Here is a 16,659-nt window from a genome sequence, read left to right as displayed (position 1 = left end):
CTTGTTGAGCAGTTGTCTCTGCTGCGGTTGCATTGTGATCTTGATCAGTGGATTCAGGTTTCGCTGTCTCTTGTACCATGATAATTGTCCCAGCTAATTAACGGATATAAGCCGTATTCGGCTGTTGAATATAAGTTTGAAATTGATCGATGCTGCCGTGACTTTGCAATAATGTTGCCAAGGACATGACATATTTATAGGCATTCAATGCTTTTTCACTATTGAGTGCCATTAATAGGTTTTGCGCATCGATGACTTCCGTAGCGGTCCCCATACCTTCTTTAAAAGCGAGTTCTTGAATACGCAGATTTTCTTCAGCAGCTTTTAAGTTGTTTTCTAATAATAAGTGACTATTTTGTGATGACTGCAATTCACTAAATGATTTATAAATTATATTCTCGATTTGTTGTTTGGTGCGTTCAGTCAGCATCTGTGCTGCATAATGCTGAAACTCTGCGGCTTGGATATTTTTATTTTTATCGATGCCTGAAAATAAGTTATAGCGTGCCATAATACCGACGATCCAGTTTTGCTTATCATCTAAGCTATATTCACCAAAAGCATAGATACTTGGCTTTTTAGCAGCCGACTGCGCCTTAATATTAACATTGGCCAATTCAGTATCGGTTTGAAGTTTTTGGATTAAACTCGATTGTTCTGGATAACTTTTTAATAAAGCTTGCACCGATTGGGGAATATGCGCATTAACAAAAAGCGGCGTGGTTAGGGTTGAGGCTTGCTGGTTTTGCAGTAAATTATGCAATTGAAATAATGCTGCATTGAGATCAGCTTGTGCATTTTGATCACTACGTTGTGCATTATTACGATAAACCTCAAACTGCATACGTTGCCCTTTATTGATAAAGCCTTGCTGTTCAAGTTTTAGGGCATTTTGATAATGACGTTGCGCCGCATCTAGATTAAAACGCGCGGTTTTGCTGAGTTGCTGTTTGAGCTGAGTACTAAAATAAGCATCAATAATTTCAAAGCGTTGTAAGTCAAGCTGCTGCTGTGTGTTGAGCTGACTACGCTGCGCTTTTAAATTGGCGAGTTGTTTACTGCTGGTGATTAAACCACCGGTATAAATCGGCATTGATACCGATACAGTGGGGCGAATCACTTCATCTTCTAAGACCACATTGGCGGTATCTGGAATTAAACCGACCCCACTATGAATATTTTGCTGTAAGCCTTGTTGTAGGCTATTGGCTAATTCTGGTGAGATGGTATGGTCATTTTGCAGTTGATTGAGCTGCCCTGTAACCCCCTGATTTAAAGTTTGTTCGAGATTGCTTTTCGCCTGATCTAAGGGAACTTCAACTTTATTATGGAAGGCATAGGCACGAACATTGAGATCAACACGTGGCAAGCCCATATATTTTACAGCTTCGGCTTGTAGGCGGTCAGCTTGTTGCAAAGCTTGATTGGCTTGCGTGCTATAGCCACTTTGTAAAAAGGAGTGCTCTGCTTGAGCATAGCTTAAATCTTGTGCATGTGCAGAGATGCTACACAATAAACAAAGAGAGAGTAGCAAGCGAGTACAACGAGATGGAATCGACGTTGACGTATCCGGCTGTTGCTTTGGGTCATTCGCAGTAATACGCATGCGCTGCATGATCCTCATATTATCTAGAAATTAGGTTAAATATAAAGTGAAATTCATCACAATTATAACGATAGCGACCGTATAAGTCTTTTGAATTGTTATGAATAAACAGTTAGTCACTGTGGGTATATTGGCGATTAAACCTTATATTTGGCAAATTAATAACATTAGAATTGTTAAAAATTGGCTTTATTATAAGTAATTTATAGATGAAATTTCATAAAAATAATCGGCAATAACGCTGACACTAAGCTTTGATGATTGAAAGATTCGTAAAGATGCTGGCTCTAAATCGGATTATCAATGCGAGATTTTACTGCAACACCCTATAATTTATGATTAAATGCAATTTTCATTTTCACCGATTGCAATAAGGGAAAGATCATGCGTGCGTATAATTTCTGTGCTGGGCCTGCTGCATTACCAACCGCTGTACTTGAGAAAGCACAACAAGAATTGTTGGATTGGCATGGTAAAGGCTTATCAATCATGGAAATGAGCCATCGCAGTCAAGACTATGTGGCTGTGGCAGAAAAAGCAGAAGCCGATTTACGCCAGTTAATGAATATACCTGAGAACTATAAGGTATTATTTTTACAAGGTGGTGCATCGCTACAATTCTCTGCGATTCCTTTGAATCTACTCGGTAAAAACCCTAAAGCAGATTATCTACATACTGGCATTTGGTCTGAAAAGGCGCAAAAAGAAGCACAACGTTATGGCGATATTAATGTTGTTGAAGTGGGTTATCAGCAAGATGGCTTATGGGCTATTCGTGATCAAGCTGAATGGGCATTATCAGATGATGCCGCCTATGTCCATTATGCCGATAATGAAACCATTGGTGGTTTGCAATTCAAATATATTCCAGTAACAGATAAACCCTTGGTATCCGATTTTTCTTCTAGTATTTTATCTGCACCTTTAGATGTATCTAAATTTGGTTTAATTTATGCGGGCGCACAAAAGAATATCGGACCTGCTGGCTTAACGCTGGTGATTGTACGTGAAGATTTATTGGATCAAGCCAAACCCGAAATCCCATCTTTATTACGTTATGCAGCACAAGGTAAAAATGGTTCGATGGTCAATACCCCAGCAACCTATGCTTGGTATTTGGCAGGCTTGGTCTTTGAATGGTTGATAGAGCAGGGTGGGGTGGATGCTATTCATGCCATTAACCAGCAAAAAGCCAAAATGCTATATGACTTTATCGATGCCAGTGATTTTTATCAAAACCCGATTGCACCAGCATATCGTTCATTAATGAATGTTCCTTTTACTTTGGCCAATAGCGATTTAGAAAAACAGTTTCTAAAAGAAGCGGAAGCCAATCATCTATTGAATCTTGCTGGGCATCGCTCAGTCGGTGGTATGCGTGCCAGTATTTATAATGCTGTACCGTTGGAAGCCATTCAGGCATTGACTGATTTTATGGGTGACTTTGCCAGCCGTCATGGCAACCAAATTTAAAGCATGATTTCATGGTTTAATGGCTGACTTTTTGGGCGATCACTGCGGGTATTCTGGGGTGATCGCCATAGCGTGCAGTTAAGTTGGGCATAATAGCGATGATAGACTGCGTCGTGACTAAATCAAAAAGTAATAAGTAAAAAGCAATACGTAAAAATTAACATGTAAAAAAGAGCGAGAAAACGCCCCTGTGAGTGATAAGAAGTGCAATGATCTGAGTCATTAACCGTTTAATGCGTTGGAAAAAGACCTAAATAATGAAATAGCATAGCGGCTAAAAACATTCCTAAGAGAAAAAAACAGCATCCTATTTTGTCTAAACGTGAGAATAGACTGTCTTCCTGTGGCATTAAACTCGTCGATTGTTCCGGTATAATTTTCATTACTAAGCCTAGAATATGAAATTATTGTTAAATGTCATAAATATTTTATATTTTTAACATAATTAATTGTCCAAATAAAGCACAATCTATTTAATATAAAACTCTTTACAAATTTTATCATTTAAAATAATAAAAGCCCATCTTTTTGGGTAAATTAGCGACCGATAAGGTTGAAAACTTGTTGCTATCACAGCTATGTCGAATTGTTAAGGTATTGATCTATAAATAGACAGTAGAACAAGTATGCAGCGAAATGTTATTTGATTGATTGCATGATCAATTTAAATATTGCTGCATAATCTCCGTTGTTTAAAAACATTTAAATGCCCGCTTTAAAATATTGCCACGACCGTGCTGGGCTAAAATCCTTGTATTTGCCCTAAGCAGTGGGATAGATAAACCTTAAATTCAGCGCTGTTTATGTTTTAGTTCTGCTATAGAATGGCTTTATTTATAGACTTTGGATTGTATCGTGTTGTTTATTGTTGATTGGACTCGCTAGTTTGTTGTTGATATTGACTTGGGTATTTTGATCAAAAAATGATATTGCTGCAATTTTATTTTAAACGATGCACAGATCCCGAACATTTAAATGGCTTTTTTGACAACAGATTATAATAAAAATAAAATTTTAGCCGCAGGGGGATTGAGATGAGACTGAAGGCGTGATCAAGATGATTTTAAATTATAGCTTATTGATATCGGATTGATTTTATAGAATGGCTTATGCCATTGCGCTGATCGGCAATATTTTGAGATTAATTGCTTTGAATCGATAATTCAGTGATGCATGCTCAGCATGAACATGCTAGTATATTTGAAATCGGGTGTGTTCCCGATTTTTTTATGTGGATAGCATCCACTTGAGCAAGGATTTAGGTTTACAACATGCCCATTTCAGAGACATGGTTACTGCCTGATGGTGTCACAGATGTATTACCAGAACAGGCGACAGTGATCGAAGCGTTACGTGTGAAAGCGCTGGATTTCCTTAACCTTCGTGGCTACCAACTGGTTTACACACCATTCATCGAATATATAGAATCACTGTCATCACTCTGTGAGTCTAATCAAGATTTAGATTTAGCAACCTTTAAAGTGATTGATCAATTGTCTGGTCGATTATTAGGGGTGCGTGCCGATATGACGCCACAAGTTGCCCGTATTGATGCACACGTTCATCCTGTTGCAGGGGTGGCGCGTTATTGCTATACCGGTACGGTGTTGCATACCCGTCCGCAAGGATTTAATCGCAGTCGTTCACCTTTACAGTTGGGTGCTGAATTATTTGGCGCACAAAGTATTGACGCTGACGTCGAAATGATCGACCTCATGCTGAGTCTACTGCAACATATTGGTATGGCAGAAAATTTCCATCTAGATTTGGGACATGTCGGGCTTTTCCGTAGCTTGGTCAAGTTTGCTCAGCTCGATAAACATACTGAACAAAAATTATCTGATTTATATCAACGTAAAGCTTTGCCAGAGTTGGCTGAGTTTACGCAAGACTTAAACTGTGGCACAGATTTTTATTATCTGGGTCGTTATGCCAGTGATTTAGATGCTTTGCAAAATAAACTCAGTACCGCAGTACTGGACAATGCTGCATTTAAACAAGCTTTAAGCGCACTCATTTCTACACGTGACGCGATTGCAACACGTTGGCCTGAACTACATATCGGGATCGATGTGGTGGAATTGCGTTCTTATCATTATCACACTGGTTTGATGTATGCTGTTTATGCGCCAAATCGCGCCGCGGCATTGGCACAAGGCGGTCGCTATGATGGTATTGGTGAACATTTTGGTCGTGCGCGTCCAGCAACTGGTTTTAGTTGTGACCTCTATACCTTGGCAGAAAATAAGTTCCAAGAGCTTTCTGTCATTGTGGCACCGAAAGGGCGTGATCAAGCATTGCTCAATGCAATCGATGCTTTACGCGCGCAAGGTCATGCAGTGGTACAGCTGTTAGGTGATGACCAAATTCAATCCGTTGCTTATGCAACACAGCAACTGCGTTTATGCGATGGGCAATGGGTCGTTGTGGCACTTTAAGCCCACACTGCTTGTAGATTTAACAAGATTTTCATTTTCAATTTTAACAGCATGATGTAATGAGGCTATTATGGGCAAGAATGTTGTAGTGCTCGGTACCCAATGGGGCGACGAAGGTAAAGGTAAAATCGTCGACCTGCTCACGGATCAAGCGTCTGCAGTGGTTCGATACCAAGGTGGACACAATGCCGGTCATACGCTCGTTGTCGGCGGCAAGAAAACAGTACTACACCTCATTCCATCTGGAATATTGCGTGATAACGTACTGTGTTTAATTGGTAATGGCGTGGTACTTTCACCCGCGGCACTGATTGATGAAATGGCAATTTTGGAAAAAGAAGGTGTTCCTGTCAAAGAACGTCTACGTATTTCTCCAAACTGTCCATTGATTTTGCCAAACCATATTGCTTTAGACCAAGCACGTGAGAAAAAACGTGGTTCTTCTAAAATTGGTACTACAGGTCGTGGTATCGGTCCTGCATATGAAGATAAAGTTGCACGTCGTGCCATTCGTGTCGCAGATTTAGTGCGTGGTGGTGAGCATCTTAAAAACCTACTCAGCGATTTATTGGAATACCACAATTTCCAATTGACCCAATACTATGGTGTTGAAGCTGTTGAATTGGCATATGTTTTAGCACTTTGTGAACAATGGCGCGCAGTGATTGAGCCATTGGTGATTGATGTGATTACTGAACTCCACCAATACCGTAAAAACGGTCAAAATATTATGTTTGAAGGTGCGCAAGGTTCATTGCTCGATGTCGATCACGGGACTTATCCTTATGTCACTTCCTCTAATACCACAGCTGGTGGCGTGAGCTCAGGTTCTGGTCTAGGACCTTTGCATTTAGATTATGTATTGGGGATTACCAAAGCATATACCACACGTGTTGGTGCAGGTCCGTTCCCGACAGAGTTGATCTATGATGCTGCCAATGATCAAGGCGATGCGATCGGTAAACACCTTGGTACAGTCGGTAACGAATTTGGTGCTTCGACTGGTCGTCAACGTCGTTGCGGTTGGTTTGATGCCGAAATTCTCCGTCGTTCAGTAGATGTAAACTCTCTTTCAGGTATTTGCTTGACTAAACTAGATGTTTTAGATGGTTTAGCAGAAGTCAAAATCTGTGTCGGTTATGAGTCTGCAGATTCTGGTTGTGTCGGGTCATCAGATGCTTTGGCATTTGAAACATTAAAACCAATTTATGAAACACTACCAGGTTGGAGTGAGTCAACCGTTGGTTTGACCAGTATTGAACAATTACCTGCCAATGCTTTGGCTTATGTAAAACGTCTTGAGCAATTGATCGAGTGCCCAATTGATATTATTTCAACAGGTCCAGATCGTGCAGAAACAATTGTTTTACGCCATCCTTTTGATGCCTAAGTTCAGTGGGATTGGATTTTAAATCCACTTAGCTTGACCATCATAATAGCCCGCTGAAGTCAGACTTCAGCGGGCTATTTTATTTTGTTATCGCGGGTATTAAAGGCTTTAAAAGGCGAATTCAAACATTCATTACGAAAGCATTCATGACTAAAACATTAGTTGCGAAAGCATGAATGACGAAAACATGAATGGCTAAAGCATTCAGTGCTCAATCATATATTAGGCTTTGATAAACTTACGACTCACCAAGAACTGCTCTGTCGCGTCTAGTAATTGCTGTGCATAGTTTTCTTGTTTGGCGGTGAGCCAGCCCAAAGCAAACCAATCACTGGCTTCCAATTCAGTTTGCTGTAAGTACTGTGCTGACGTACTCAAAATATGAAATTGTTCGGCAGCCTGATGCGCATCATTCAATGCTTTGCCATATTTCTGTAAATTTTTGACATCATAGATCGTGGTTAAGCGAGGGAAACTGTATTGTAGATGTTGTAAGGCTTCAGCCAACACATGTAAGCTTTCCAAATGCTCCAAGTCGACTTGTTGTAAAGCATCTTGCAGCGCTTTGTATTGACGTTGCAGTGTGGTGGCAGCACAGTTTTTTAAATCTTGCGTATGGCTCAGTGCGGGTGCCAAACTAAAATTATAAAGTTCTAGATAATGCTGTACATTTTGTGTTGATTTAACCAGTTGCACCAATTTTTGTTTGGCATATAAGACATCTTGGTCCAAGTTGGCTGCGGTTTTGGGATTTTGTAATAGTGCGCCCAAGGTCTGCTGCATATGCTCAACATGAGCAAGGTTTTCAAAATGTTGTTTAAAGGCTGCCAATTGATAGGACCATTTATCTGAGACAGCACTGCTCCAATCGGCAAAAATCGATAGGCTCAAATGCAATTGATCGAGTGCTTGATAAGCTTGGTGAATATGATCGGGTGTGGCGAGATCTGCAGCGATCGCTGCAATATTGGGTAATAAGTGCTGTAATTGTGCAGCAACCAGTGCACGTAAGTTGTGGTCTGGAGAAGATTTTTTATTAAATATAAAGTCTTGTGCTGTGGTTGCCGGGCTGACTACGGATTGTGTTGCCAATAAATTGCCTATTTCTGCTTTAGAACGCACATCCAGCCAGAGTTGATATTTTTTAACCCATTCAAAACAAAAGTTGAGTAATGCTGCCGTGCTGCCTTGCTTTAGCTCAAACTCGACTTCATAAACTGCCTGTGTGGCCTGCTGACTACGGATTTCCCCACGGTCTAAACTGATTTCAATCAGGGCATCTTCAAACTCGACCACACGCTGTAGTCGTTCTATATCTGTTTCAAACTGTAGTTGTAGCTGCTCAGTTTGATCGGCCAAAGCATGTTGTAATCGAAGGGCAATCTCGGGATGTTGGGTATAAACCGTCAAGTCCAATGCGGGAGCATGTTCTGATGCACCGAGTGCCATATTGTGTTCAATACGTTCTAAGTGATTGGCACCTTGGGCTTTGAGTGTTTGTATCCACACGTGGTCTTCACGACGTTGGCGAAGCGCAATGGCATGTTGGGCTAAACGTCGATCTGGGGTATCAAAATATTTCGCTTGTAATTGAATCAGATTGGCTTTTTTAGGATCTAATGCTTTGACCAAAGCATTACGACGGGATTCAGCAATCTGAAACTTTAATTCAACTTCAAGCATGACATGTCCTGCATTTCAATATCGACTATTCAATATCGACTATCTCTAAGAAAATTGCCGTTGGGCGTTGCTATTGGCGTACTTTAGGGCGCGGATAGTGTACCCGATTTTTACTGAAAAAGGATCTCTGATCAGCAGCAGGGATAAAATAGCCTAAGCTGGATTGCGTCATGTCGATGCAATGATTGATTTGCTGACTGATCCGAAGGCTTGATGCTTCATAGCCGCGTTAAAGCTTGCGTTTTTGTGCTTAAAAATGCCTATAATCATTGTATTTGTGTTTGGAAATTGGGCATGCGTGGTTTATATCTTATTACCAATGATGATCCTTTTGCGTTATTGCAAGCAAAATTAACAGCAGCCTTGGCAACAGGGCAGGTTGCTTTATTGCAATATCGTCGTAAGAAAGTTGCTTATGCAGCGCAATTATTAGAAATTGCCGCGATAAAAGCTTTATGTCAGCAGTTTAATACGCCATTTTTAATCAATGATCATTTGGATTTGGCTGAAAAGTTTGCTTTGGGGGTACATTTGGGGCAATCCGATGGCGAGGTGGTTGCTGCGCGTGATGTTTTGCCTGCACAAGCGATTATTGGGCGAACCTGTTTAAATGATTTGGCTCTGGCTGAACAAGCAATTGCCGATGGCGTAGACTATGTGGCTTTTGGTGCAGTTTATGCCACCGCAACAAAACCTGAAGCCGGACACGTTGGTTTAGAGGTGATTCGCCAAGCTGCACAGCGTTTTGAGCTTCCTATTTGTGCCATCGGCGGATTAACCGTAGAGAATGCTGCGGACGTGATTGCTGCTGGTGCTGATCTTTGTGCGGTAATTAGTGATATATTAGCGCTCGATGTGGAACACATTCCAGCACGGGTTCAAGCATGGGCTGCTTTATTTGCAGCACCCCTTTAACGACTAGATTAAAATGAGTAAATCCATGAGTTTATCGCCTAAGCAACAACAATTGTTTCAACAAGCCAGTCAACATATTCCAGGCGGTGTGAACTCACCTGTTCGTGCCTTTAACGGGGTGGGAGGAACGCCTGTCTTCATCGAAAAAGCACAAGGTGCTTATCTCTATGATGTCGATGGACAGCGTTATGTCGATTATGTCGGTTCTTGGGGGCCGATGATTTTAGGGCATGCCCATCCAGATATTATCGCGGCAGTACAAGCGGCTGCAGCCGATGGTCTTAGCTTCGGTGCCCCGACGGTTTATGAAACAACTTTAGCCGATATTATTTGTGAGGTCATGCCATCAATCGAATTGGTGCGTATGACCAACTCTGGTACAGAAGCCACCATGAGTGCGATTCGTTTGGCACGTGGCTATACTGGGCGGGATAAGATCGTTAAATTTGAAGGCTGTTATCATGGACATTCTGATTCGCTGTTGGTGAAAGCGGGTTCAGGGATGTTGACCTTAGGTGAACCGACGTCAAAGGGTGTTCCAGCAGATTTTGCTAAGCATACCATTACCTTGCCATATAATGACATTGAGGCTGTAAAAGCGTGCTTTGCTAAGTTTGGTGATGAAATTGCCGGAGTCATCGTTGAACCGGTTGCCGGAAATATGAACTTGGTTAAGCCCATCGCAGGCTTCCTCGAAACCATTCGTGAGCAATGTGATGAATACGGTGCAGTATTTATTATTGATGAAGTCATGACGGGGTTTCGTGTCGCACTCGGTGGGGCACAAGCGCATTATCAGGTTAAACCCGATTTAACAACCTTAGGTAAAATTATCGGTGCGGGTTTGCCTGTTGGCGCATTTGGTGGTAAACGTGAAATTATGCAGTGTATCGCACCTTTAGGTGGGGTATACCAAGCGGGTACTTTGTCTGGTAATCCCTTGGCGATGCGAGCAGGCATTAAAATGTTTGAGCATTTACGTCAACCTAACTTCTATACAGATCTCAGCGCACAGTTGTGTAAATTACTCAGTGGTTTACAACAGGCTGCGGATGATGCTGGTATCGCCTTCAAAACCGAACAAGCCGGCGCAGGCATGTTCGGTTTATATTTTACCGATCAAACCGAGATCAGTTCTTTTGACCATATTTTAAAATGCGATGTAGACGCTTTCCGTGCTTTCTTCCATGGTTTGCTCAAACGTGGTGTAAACCTTGCACCATCAGCATTTGAAGCTGGCTTTATTTCTAGTGCGCATTCGGATGAAGATATTGCCTTCACCCTTGAAGCTGCTCAGCAAACTTTTGCTGATATGAAAAAATAGCATCATCTTTATCGTGTTCGTCTTTACCGTTTGATAGTTTTTTTAAATTTTAAATCTGTAACCGCAAGCCATTGAGATGGGTTGCGGTTTTCTTTTTACAGGTTTGCTCAGCTCATCTGGTTATGCTGGCATGTCAATAACGCGTTAAGGTCGGAGAGGGATGCTATGTTGTTGTTTGCTGGGCGGAATGATGATTTGCACTGTTTTGGCTTCAATTTCACCACTGGTCAGTGCATATACGATTTGATGGGCGCGCATGTCACGACCTTGATCACTAGAGAGATGAGCCTGACCAGTAAGGGTAAGGACTAAGGTTTTCGCATTATAATCAATATGCTGAGCCGAACCATTGAGATGTTCGCCGTTTTGATAATTGGTCTTTTTAAACTTGACGGGGTGACCTGTCGCAATAAGATGATCTAGGCTTTTATCGGGCTGTTGTCGAAGGTCCACTTGTTCTGCCATGATTTGCATTGAGCCTTGGGTGGCAATAAATTGCCCACTTATTTTACCGCCTCCTTGATCAAGATTAACATTGGCATATTCGGCTTGAATGTGAATTGCTTGCTGGAAGTCTGGATCAACTTTCGCTGCATAACTGTGACTGCATAACATAGCCATCATATAGATGCAGACTAGGCCAAGCGGGCGAAACAAATAGTGAGTTGTACTGTGGCGTTGCTTTAACATGAACGTTTCATTGTATAGAGGACGCTGCAACTGTTGAGTGGTGCTGTCATCATGCGATCGCATATGTGTGTGAGTCGGTCGGCATTGGCAGTGATCATACAGCTCAAGAGCGTCTGTGAAAGGAATGCTCAATCATAAGTTGTTTTAAATGAGAATAAAAGTCATTTGTAATACTATCGGTGGCGAAGCCCTTCTAAATACATTCAAGATGAAAGACATTGAAGCATCAGCGCGAGTATATTGGTCGTGATAGCCATGGCGAAGTCTATGTTGCATGTTGCAATTGCTGGCTATGTTTTGAGGATGTAGCCGTGTAGTTTGCAAATAAGTCAGCGCGGTGGCGATCAACACTCAAACTGAATACAGCAGTGCTGAATACACAGCACTGCTGTCGACATACAGGAGACATCAATGAGATTTGCACAAGGCAGCGAAGTACAAAAATTGCAATTAGTCAAAAATTTTCTGTATGGCTTGGAATGGTAGCGTGACGACATCAAAAGCGACGGCGAAAGGGAATAGCACTAATTTACGTGCGCCTTGTTTTAATTCTTGGTTGCTTTGGATCGTGACATTTTGTCGGGTATAAATACTGACTTGATAAGGTTTGCTCAATGGTTTGAGTTGAGCAAGGTTATTGACGACCGGATAAACCACACCGTTTAAATCGATATTAAAGCAAAAACGTTGCGCATCCATATCGCGATCGCGTGAGCTACTACATTCTTCAGCATTATGTTGTAAGAATAAGTCTAAATCTTGTTTACGTAGATCTTGTTTTAAGCGGACATAACTCAGTTTGAGTGAACCTGAAAACTGCCCATCATTCTGTGGTGCAAAAAAACGTAATTCGCGTTTTAAGCTGACGTATTTGGGATCTAAAATACTGAGCAAGGAAAGCAATTCTTGACCACCTTTGGTCAGGATATAACTTTGTTTCTGTCCAGCAATGACAACACTTTGTGCTGGTAAGCCGGTTAACTGTTGTGCTGGTTTACCAAAGGCAACGACTTGATCCTGAATCAGTTCGATATCCATCATGCGGGTTGTTGGGGCACCAGAATCAGACTTGATTAAAGTTGAGGTCGCACAACCCGTTAAGGTAACGCCAGCGATTGTAAAAGCAGCAGCAAACAGTTTATTTTTTAGGTGCAGCATAAAGAAAAATCCATTGCCATTTTATTTAGATTGCATCACTTATAGCATCGTTATTTCGGCATTACAAAACAAATTACTCCAATATAATGCTGTTATATAACGCTATAATCCTCGAAACCATATATTTTCATGGCTATTGCTATAGAACTCTTGTTTGCTATACAACGTTTGTTTTTATCGTGCGCTTGTTATAGAAAACTTGTTATAGAAAAAAGCAACTGTCCTGATAGACCTTATCCAAACAGGTTCTCGAAAAAAGCATAGGATTATTGTACGAACACATTGTAATTTGATTCTAAGCTTTTTATTATTGCCGCCTTTATTGTATAAGATCCGCGAGACGCTATTTTGAGTCAATTTTTGTCTGAACATCTTATCCATCGTGATTCAGGATTTATGGTTATTCATAAGCCTGCTGGTTTATTGACAGTTCCGGGTAAAGGGGCAGATTTACAAGACTGTTTGATCAATCGTTTATTGCTTGAAGAGCCCAATACGCTATTGATTCATCGTTTAGACCGAGATACTTCTGGTTTATTGGTTTTTGCACTGAATAAAGCCGCACAAAAACATATTTCGAGACAGTTCCAACTACGCCAAACACAAAAAGTGTATCAGGCACTGGTTGCTGGGCCGTTGACAGGGCAAGGTCTCATCGATATTCCTGTGGTCTATGATGCTGAACATCCGCCTTTACATTGTGTAGACACTGCTGCAGACAAAGCTGCATTAACCGAATGGCGCGCTCTGGAACAACTACAGATTCAAGCACAAACGGTGACACGGGTAGAGCTAAAACCCATTACTGGGCGTTCACATCAACTTCGTGTACATATGCAGTATTTACAGCATGCGATTATTGGCGATACTTTATACGCAAGCCAAAGCCAGCAACAACTGGCATCACGCTTATGTTTACACGCACAACAATTAAGTTTTTATCACCCAGATCATGAGACGATGTTACATTTTGATTGTAAATGCCCATTTTAAATGAAAACTTGCGTTTACTTGACGAATACACTCACTTTTTACTGAACTTTATGTCAAAATACACGGCTGGATGACCTAAAAATTTTGAGTGAAAAACAAACTTTTGGGTGGCTCTCACTGGGGCGAAATTAAATAAAGGTGGAAAAATTGCAGCAATTTGCTATAGGCCAACGTTGGTTATCAGACACAGAAACAGAACTTGGGTTGGGGGTGCTGATTGATGTAGACGAACGTTCAATTAGTATTCTATTCCCTAAAAGTGACGAAACGCGGGTATATGCAAGACATAATGCGCCTTTATCTCGAATCGTGTTTAACCCTGAGGATGAGATCCAAGATCAAGAAGGTCAACGTTGGTTAGTCAGTTCCACAGAAGATCAACGTGGTGTGATGCGTTACCATGTACGCCGTAGTTTGCAAGATGGCAGCATAGAAGAAAAAACCTTAAATGAAACACGTATTGCCGCCCATATTCAGTTGTCTAAGCCACTAGAACGTTTATTAGCCAGCCAAGTTGATTATAAAGAATGGTATGACCTCAGAATAGAAGCTTTACAAATGCAAGCCAATATTCAAAACAGCCCATTACGAGGCTTGATTGGTTCGCGGGTGGGCTTAATTCCACATCAACTGTATATTGCGCACGAAGTCGGGCAACGTTTTGCGCCACGTGTGCTTTTGGCCGATGAAGTCGGTTTGGGTAAAACCATCGAAGCCGGTCTGATTGTGCATCAGCAGCTAAAAACTGGTCGTGCCGAACGTGTACTCATCTTAGTCCCAGATTCGCTGCAATATCAGTGGATGATTGAAATGCGTCGCCGTTTCAATTTACATTTCTCTTTATTTGATTTAACCCGTACCGCCTCTATTCGTGAGCATGATCCTGAACTCAATCCATTCTTGACCGAACAATGTATTATTGCTGGCATTGATTTACTGGTTGACCATGACGATTTACGTGATCAAGCTGTTGCGGCAGGTTTTGATTTATTGGTGGTCGATGAAGCACATCACTTGATGTGGAGTGAAGAACAGGGCGGCAATGATCGCTATGATGTAGTGGAAGAATTAGCCGAACATACGGCAGGTGTGTTGCTCTTGACGGCAACACCAGAGCAGCTTGGGGTAGAAAGTCATTTTGCGCGTTTACGTTTGCTTGACCCACAACGTTTTACGTCACTGGATGCCTTCTTAGATGAAGAAGCACAGTATCAAAGTACTGCCGCGATTGCCGAGGTTTTGATGTCTGATCAAGCCCTGACTGAACAGCATCAGCAACAACTCGAACAATTACTCGGTCATCACATCAACGATGATGCAGAGCAAAGATACCGTGCTATTCATGAGTTATTAGACCGTCATGGTACTGGACGGATTTTATTCCGTAATACCCGTGAAGCGATTCAAGGCTTCCCTGGGCGTGACTGTTTAGCTGCACCATTGCCGGCACCTGAGGGTTGGAGCAAAGATGGCAAGCTGCGTGAACAAATGTGGCCAGAAGAATCGCAGCTAGATGGCGAGTGGATGCAAAGCGATCCACGTTTACCGTGGTTAATGGAAATTTTACGTGGTTCACTCAAACATAAAAAAGTTCTGTTGATTGCACGGAGTGGTCCAGTGGTTGAAGCGCTGGAAAATGCCTTACGCTTACATGCTGGTATTCGTACGGCCATGTTCCATGAAAGTATGAGTTTACTAGAGCGTGACCAAGCCGCGGCGTATTTTGCTGAAGAATCTTATGGTGCACAGATTTTACTGTGTTCAGAAATTGGTTCTGAAGGGCGTAATTTCCAATTCGCATCAGACCTTATTTTATTTGATTTACCCTCTAACCCAGATGTTTTAGAACAACGCATCGGGCGTTTGGACCGTATTGGTCAGCAAAATCGTATCCAAATTCATGTGCCTTATTTGATAGGAACGGCACAAGAGCGTATGTTCCGCTGGTATAACGAAGCGCTCAATATTTTTACCAATATTTCTCCTACCGCACAAATTTTACAAGAAAACTTTGTGGTTGAACTGAAAGAAAATTTATTAACAGATCTGGGCGCTGACTTTGAAGCGTTTCTTGAAAAAGTCAGTACCCAGCGCGAAGCGTTGGAAATCGAGTTACAACAAGGGCGTGACCGGTTGCTCGAATATAACTCTTGTCGACCAGTAGTGGCACAAAAAATCGTTGCAGCATTAGAAGATTATGATGATAACAACCATCTTCCAATGTTTATGAAGCGTTTCATGGCTGCGACCAATATTGACTTTGATGAGCAAAGCAATGGCACCGTGATTATTCGTCCTACAGATCAAATGCAAGTCAGTGGTCTGGCTATTGATGAAGAAGGGATGACTGCGACTTTATATCGTGATCAAGCCTTGCTACGTGAAGATGCCCAATATCTCACTTTAGAGCATCCATTTACTGAAAGTATTATGGAAATTATCAATACCCAATCCTTTGGCAGTACCAACGTAGCACTACTCAAAACCAATGCCTTAAAACCGGGTTCCATGTTGGTTGAGGTGTGGTTTAAAGTGGCGGTGATTGCCCCCAAAGCTTTAAATTTAAATGCTAGTTTGCCGCAACAGTTGATTCGTGTTTTGCTCAGTGAAAATGGGCAAGATTTATCGGCTAAGATTGATCCGGAAATTATCCGCCCATATTTACATCATTTAGATGGCAATAGTTGTCGTCAAGTGGTGAAGGCGCGCCGTGATATTCTGGAACAGCGTTATAAACAGGCATTGGATTTGGCACAAACTGGCTTGCCAGCATTGCAAAATCAGGCGAAGGAAAATTATCAAAAGAAATGGCAGTATGAAATTGATCGATTAAATTACCTCAAACAATTTAATCCAAGTATTCGCCAAAGTGAGATTGATCGCTTATTGCAATTGCAAAAAGAAGGTTTACAGCTATTCAATGATATCACTGTAAACCCTGAAGCGATTCGTGTATTGGTCGTGGTTAAACCTTAGTCCTTGAAGCCGC

11 protein-coding genes are annotated in these 16,659 nt (G+C 41.7%); 7 read left to right on the top strand and 4 right to left on the bottom strand.

Annotated features, from left to right (window positions below):
* Nucleotides 1-97 precede the first annotated feature (97 nt).
* Complete coding sequence (locus tag BFG52_RS12055) at nt 98-1,606, bottom strand: TolC family protein (RefSeq protein ID WP_067559520.1); 1,509 nt, start codon at nt 1,604-1,606, stop codon at nt 98-100.
* A gap of 384 nt (nt 1,607-1,990) precedes the next feature.
* Between BFG52_RS12055 and serC the strand changes: the two genes are divergently transcribed.
* The 3 genes from serC to BFG52_RS12040 all read left to right on the top strand — a co-directional run bounded on the left by serC (nt 1,991) and on the right by BFG52_RS12040 (nt 6,907).
* Nucleotides 1,991-3,079: a 3-phosphoserine/phosphohydroxythreonine transaminase gene (serC, locus tag BFG52_RS12050; RefSeq protein WP_067556549.1), complete on the top strand. Its 1,089-nt coding sequence runs from the start codon at nt 1,991-1,993 to the stop codon at nt 3,077-3,079.
* Nucleotides 3,080-4,350: 1,271 nt separating this feature from the next.
* Nucleotides 4,351-5,517, top strand: a complete 1,167-nt coding sequence (locus BFG52_RS12045; protein ID WP_067556546.1) for an ATP phosphoribosyltransferase regulatory subunit — start codon at nt 4,351-4,353, stop codon at nt 5,515-5,517.
* 70 nt (nt 5,518-5,587) lie between these two features.
* Nucleotides 5,588-6,907, top strand: coding sequence for an adenylosuccinate synthase (locus tag BFG52_RS12040; protein WP_067556543.1), 1,320 nt, complete (start codon nt 5,588-5,590; stop codon nt 6,905-6,907).
* A 222-nt stretch (nt 6,908-7,129) separates the two neighbouring features.
* Here the strand turns inward: BFG52_RS12040 and BFG52_RS12035 are convergent, their stop codons facing one another.
* Nucleotides 7,130-8,590, bottom strand: coding sequence for a CYTH domain-containing protein (locus BFG52_RS12035; RefSeq protein WP_067556540.1), 1,461 nt, complete (start codon nt 8,588-8,590; stop codon nt 7,130-7,132).
* A 294-nt stretch (nt 8,591-8,884) separates the two neighbouring features.
* Here BFG52_RS12035 and thiE point away from each other — a divergent pair, with 294 nt between their 5' ends.
* Both thiE and hemL read left to right on the top strand, forming a co-directional pair.
* Nucleotides 8,885-9,505, top strand: a complete 621-nt coding sequence (thiE, locus tag BFG52_RS12030) for a thiamine phosphate synthase (protein ID WP_067556537.1) — start codon at nt 8,885-8,887, stop codon at nt 9,503-9,505.
* 25 nt (nt 9,506-9,530) lie between these two features.
* The gene (gene hemL / locus BFG52_RS12025; RefSeq protein WP_067556534.1) at nt 9,531-10,829 is read left to right on the top strand and encodes a glutamate-1-semialdehyde 2,1-aminomutase; all 1,299 of its coding nucleotides are present in this window, start codon (nt 9,531-9,533) and stop codon (nt 10,827-10,829) included.
* A 144-nt stretch (nt 10,830-10,973) separates the two neighbouring features.
* On the opposite strand, the gene lptA is transcribed toward hemL, so the two are convergent.
* Nucleotides 10,974-11,519, bottom strand: coding sequence for a lipopolysaccharide transport periplasmic protein LptA (lptA, locus tag BFG52_RS12020; RefSeq protein ID WP_157758112.1), 546 nt, complete (start codon nt 11,517-11,519; stop codon nt 10,974-10,976).
* Nucleotides 11,520-11,969: 450 nt separating this feature from the next.
* The gene (locus tag BFG52_RS12015; RefSeq protein ID WP_067556531.1) at nt 11,970-12,677 is read right to left on the bottom strand and encodes a YidX family protein; all 708 of its coding nucleotides are present in this window, start codon (nt 12,675-12,677) and stop codon (nt 11,970-11,972) included.
* A gap of 396 nt (nt 12,678-13,073) precedes the next feature.
* Here BFG52_RS12015 and BFG52_RS12010 point away from each other — a divergent pair, with 396 nt between their 5' ends.
* Both BFG52_RS12010 and rapA read left to right on the top strand, forming a co-directional pair.
* Nucleotides 13,074-13,670 carry an RluA family pseudouridine synthase gene (locus tag BFG52_RS12010; RefSeq protein WP_081408704.1) on the top strand — a complete coding sequence of 199 codons (597 nt, stop codon included), beginning with the start codon at nt 13,074-13,076 and terminating at the stop codon, nt 13,668-13,670.
* Nucleotides 13,671-13,808: 138 nt separating this feature from the next.
* Nucleotides 13,809-16,646, top strand: a complete 2,838-nt coding sequence (gene rapA, locus BFG52_RS12005) for an RNA polymerase-associated protein RapA (RefSeq protein ID WP_067556521.1) — start codon at nt 13,809-13,811, stop codon at nt 16,644-16,646.
* Nucleotides 16,647-16,659: the final 13 nt, after the last annotated feature.

The sequence above is a fragment of the Acinetobacter larvae genome (genome assembly GCF_001704115.1).
Lineage (GTDB): Bacteria > Pseudomonadota > Gammaproteobacteria > Pseudomonadales > Moraxellaceae > Acinetobacter > Acinetobacter larvae.
This window is presented reverse-complemented; position numbering and strand designations above follow the sequence as displayed.

Coding starts and splice junctions, on each gene's coding strand:
- BFG52_RS12055 (WP_067559520.1), bottom strand. CDS start 1,606: ATGCGTATTACTGCGAATGACCCAAAGCAACAGCCGGATACGTCAACG.
- serC (WP_067556549.1), top strand. CDS start 1,991: ATGCGTGCGTATAATTTCTGTGCTGGGCCTGCTGCATTACCAACCGCT.
- BFG52_RS12045 (WP_067556546.1), top strand. CDS start 4,351: ATGCCCATTTCAGAGACATGGTTACTGCCTGATGGTGTCACAGATGTA.
- BFG52_RS12040 (WP_067556543.1), top strand. CDS start 5,588: ATGGGCAAGAATGTTGTAGTGCTCGGTACCCAATGGGGCGACGAAGGT.
- BFG52_RS12035 (WP_067556540.1), bottom strand. CDS start 8,590: ATGCTTGAAGTTGAATTAAAGTTTCAGATTGCTGAATCCCGTCGTAAT.
- thiE (WP_067556537.1), top strand. CDS start 8,885: ATGCGTGGTTTATATCTTATTACCAATGATGATCCTTTTGCGTTATTG.
- hemL (WP_067556534.1), top strand. CDS start 9,531: ATGAGTTTATCGCCTAAGCAACAACAATTGTTTCAACAAGCCAGTCAA.
- lptA (WP_157758112.1), bottom strand. CDS start 11,519: ATGTTAAAGCAACGCCACAGTACAACTCACTATTTGTTTCGCCCGCTT.
- BFG52_RS12015 (WP_067556531.1), bottom strand. CDS start 12,677: ATGCTGCACCTAAAAAATAAACTGTTTGCTGCTGCTTTTACAATCGCT.
- BFG52_RS12010 (WP_081408704.1), top strand. CDS start 13,074: ATGGTTATTCATAAGCCTGCTGGTTTATTGACAGTTCCGGGTAAAGGG.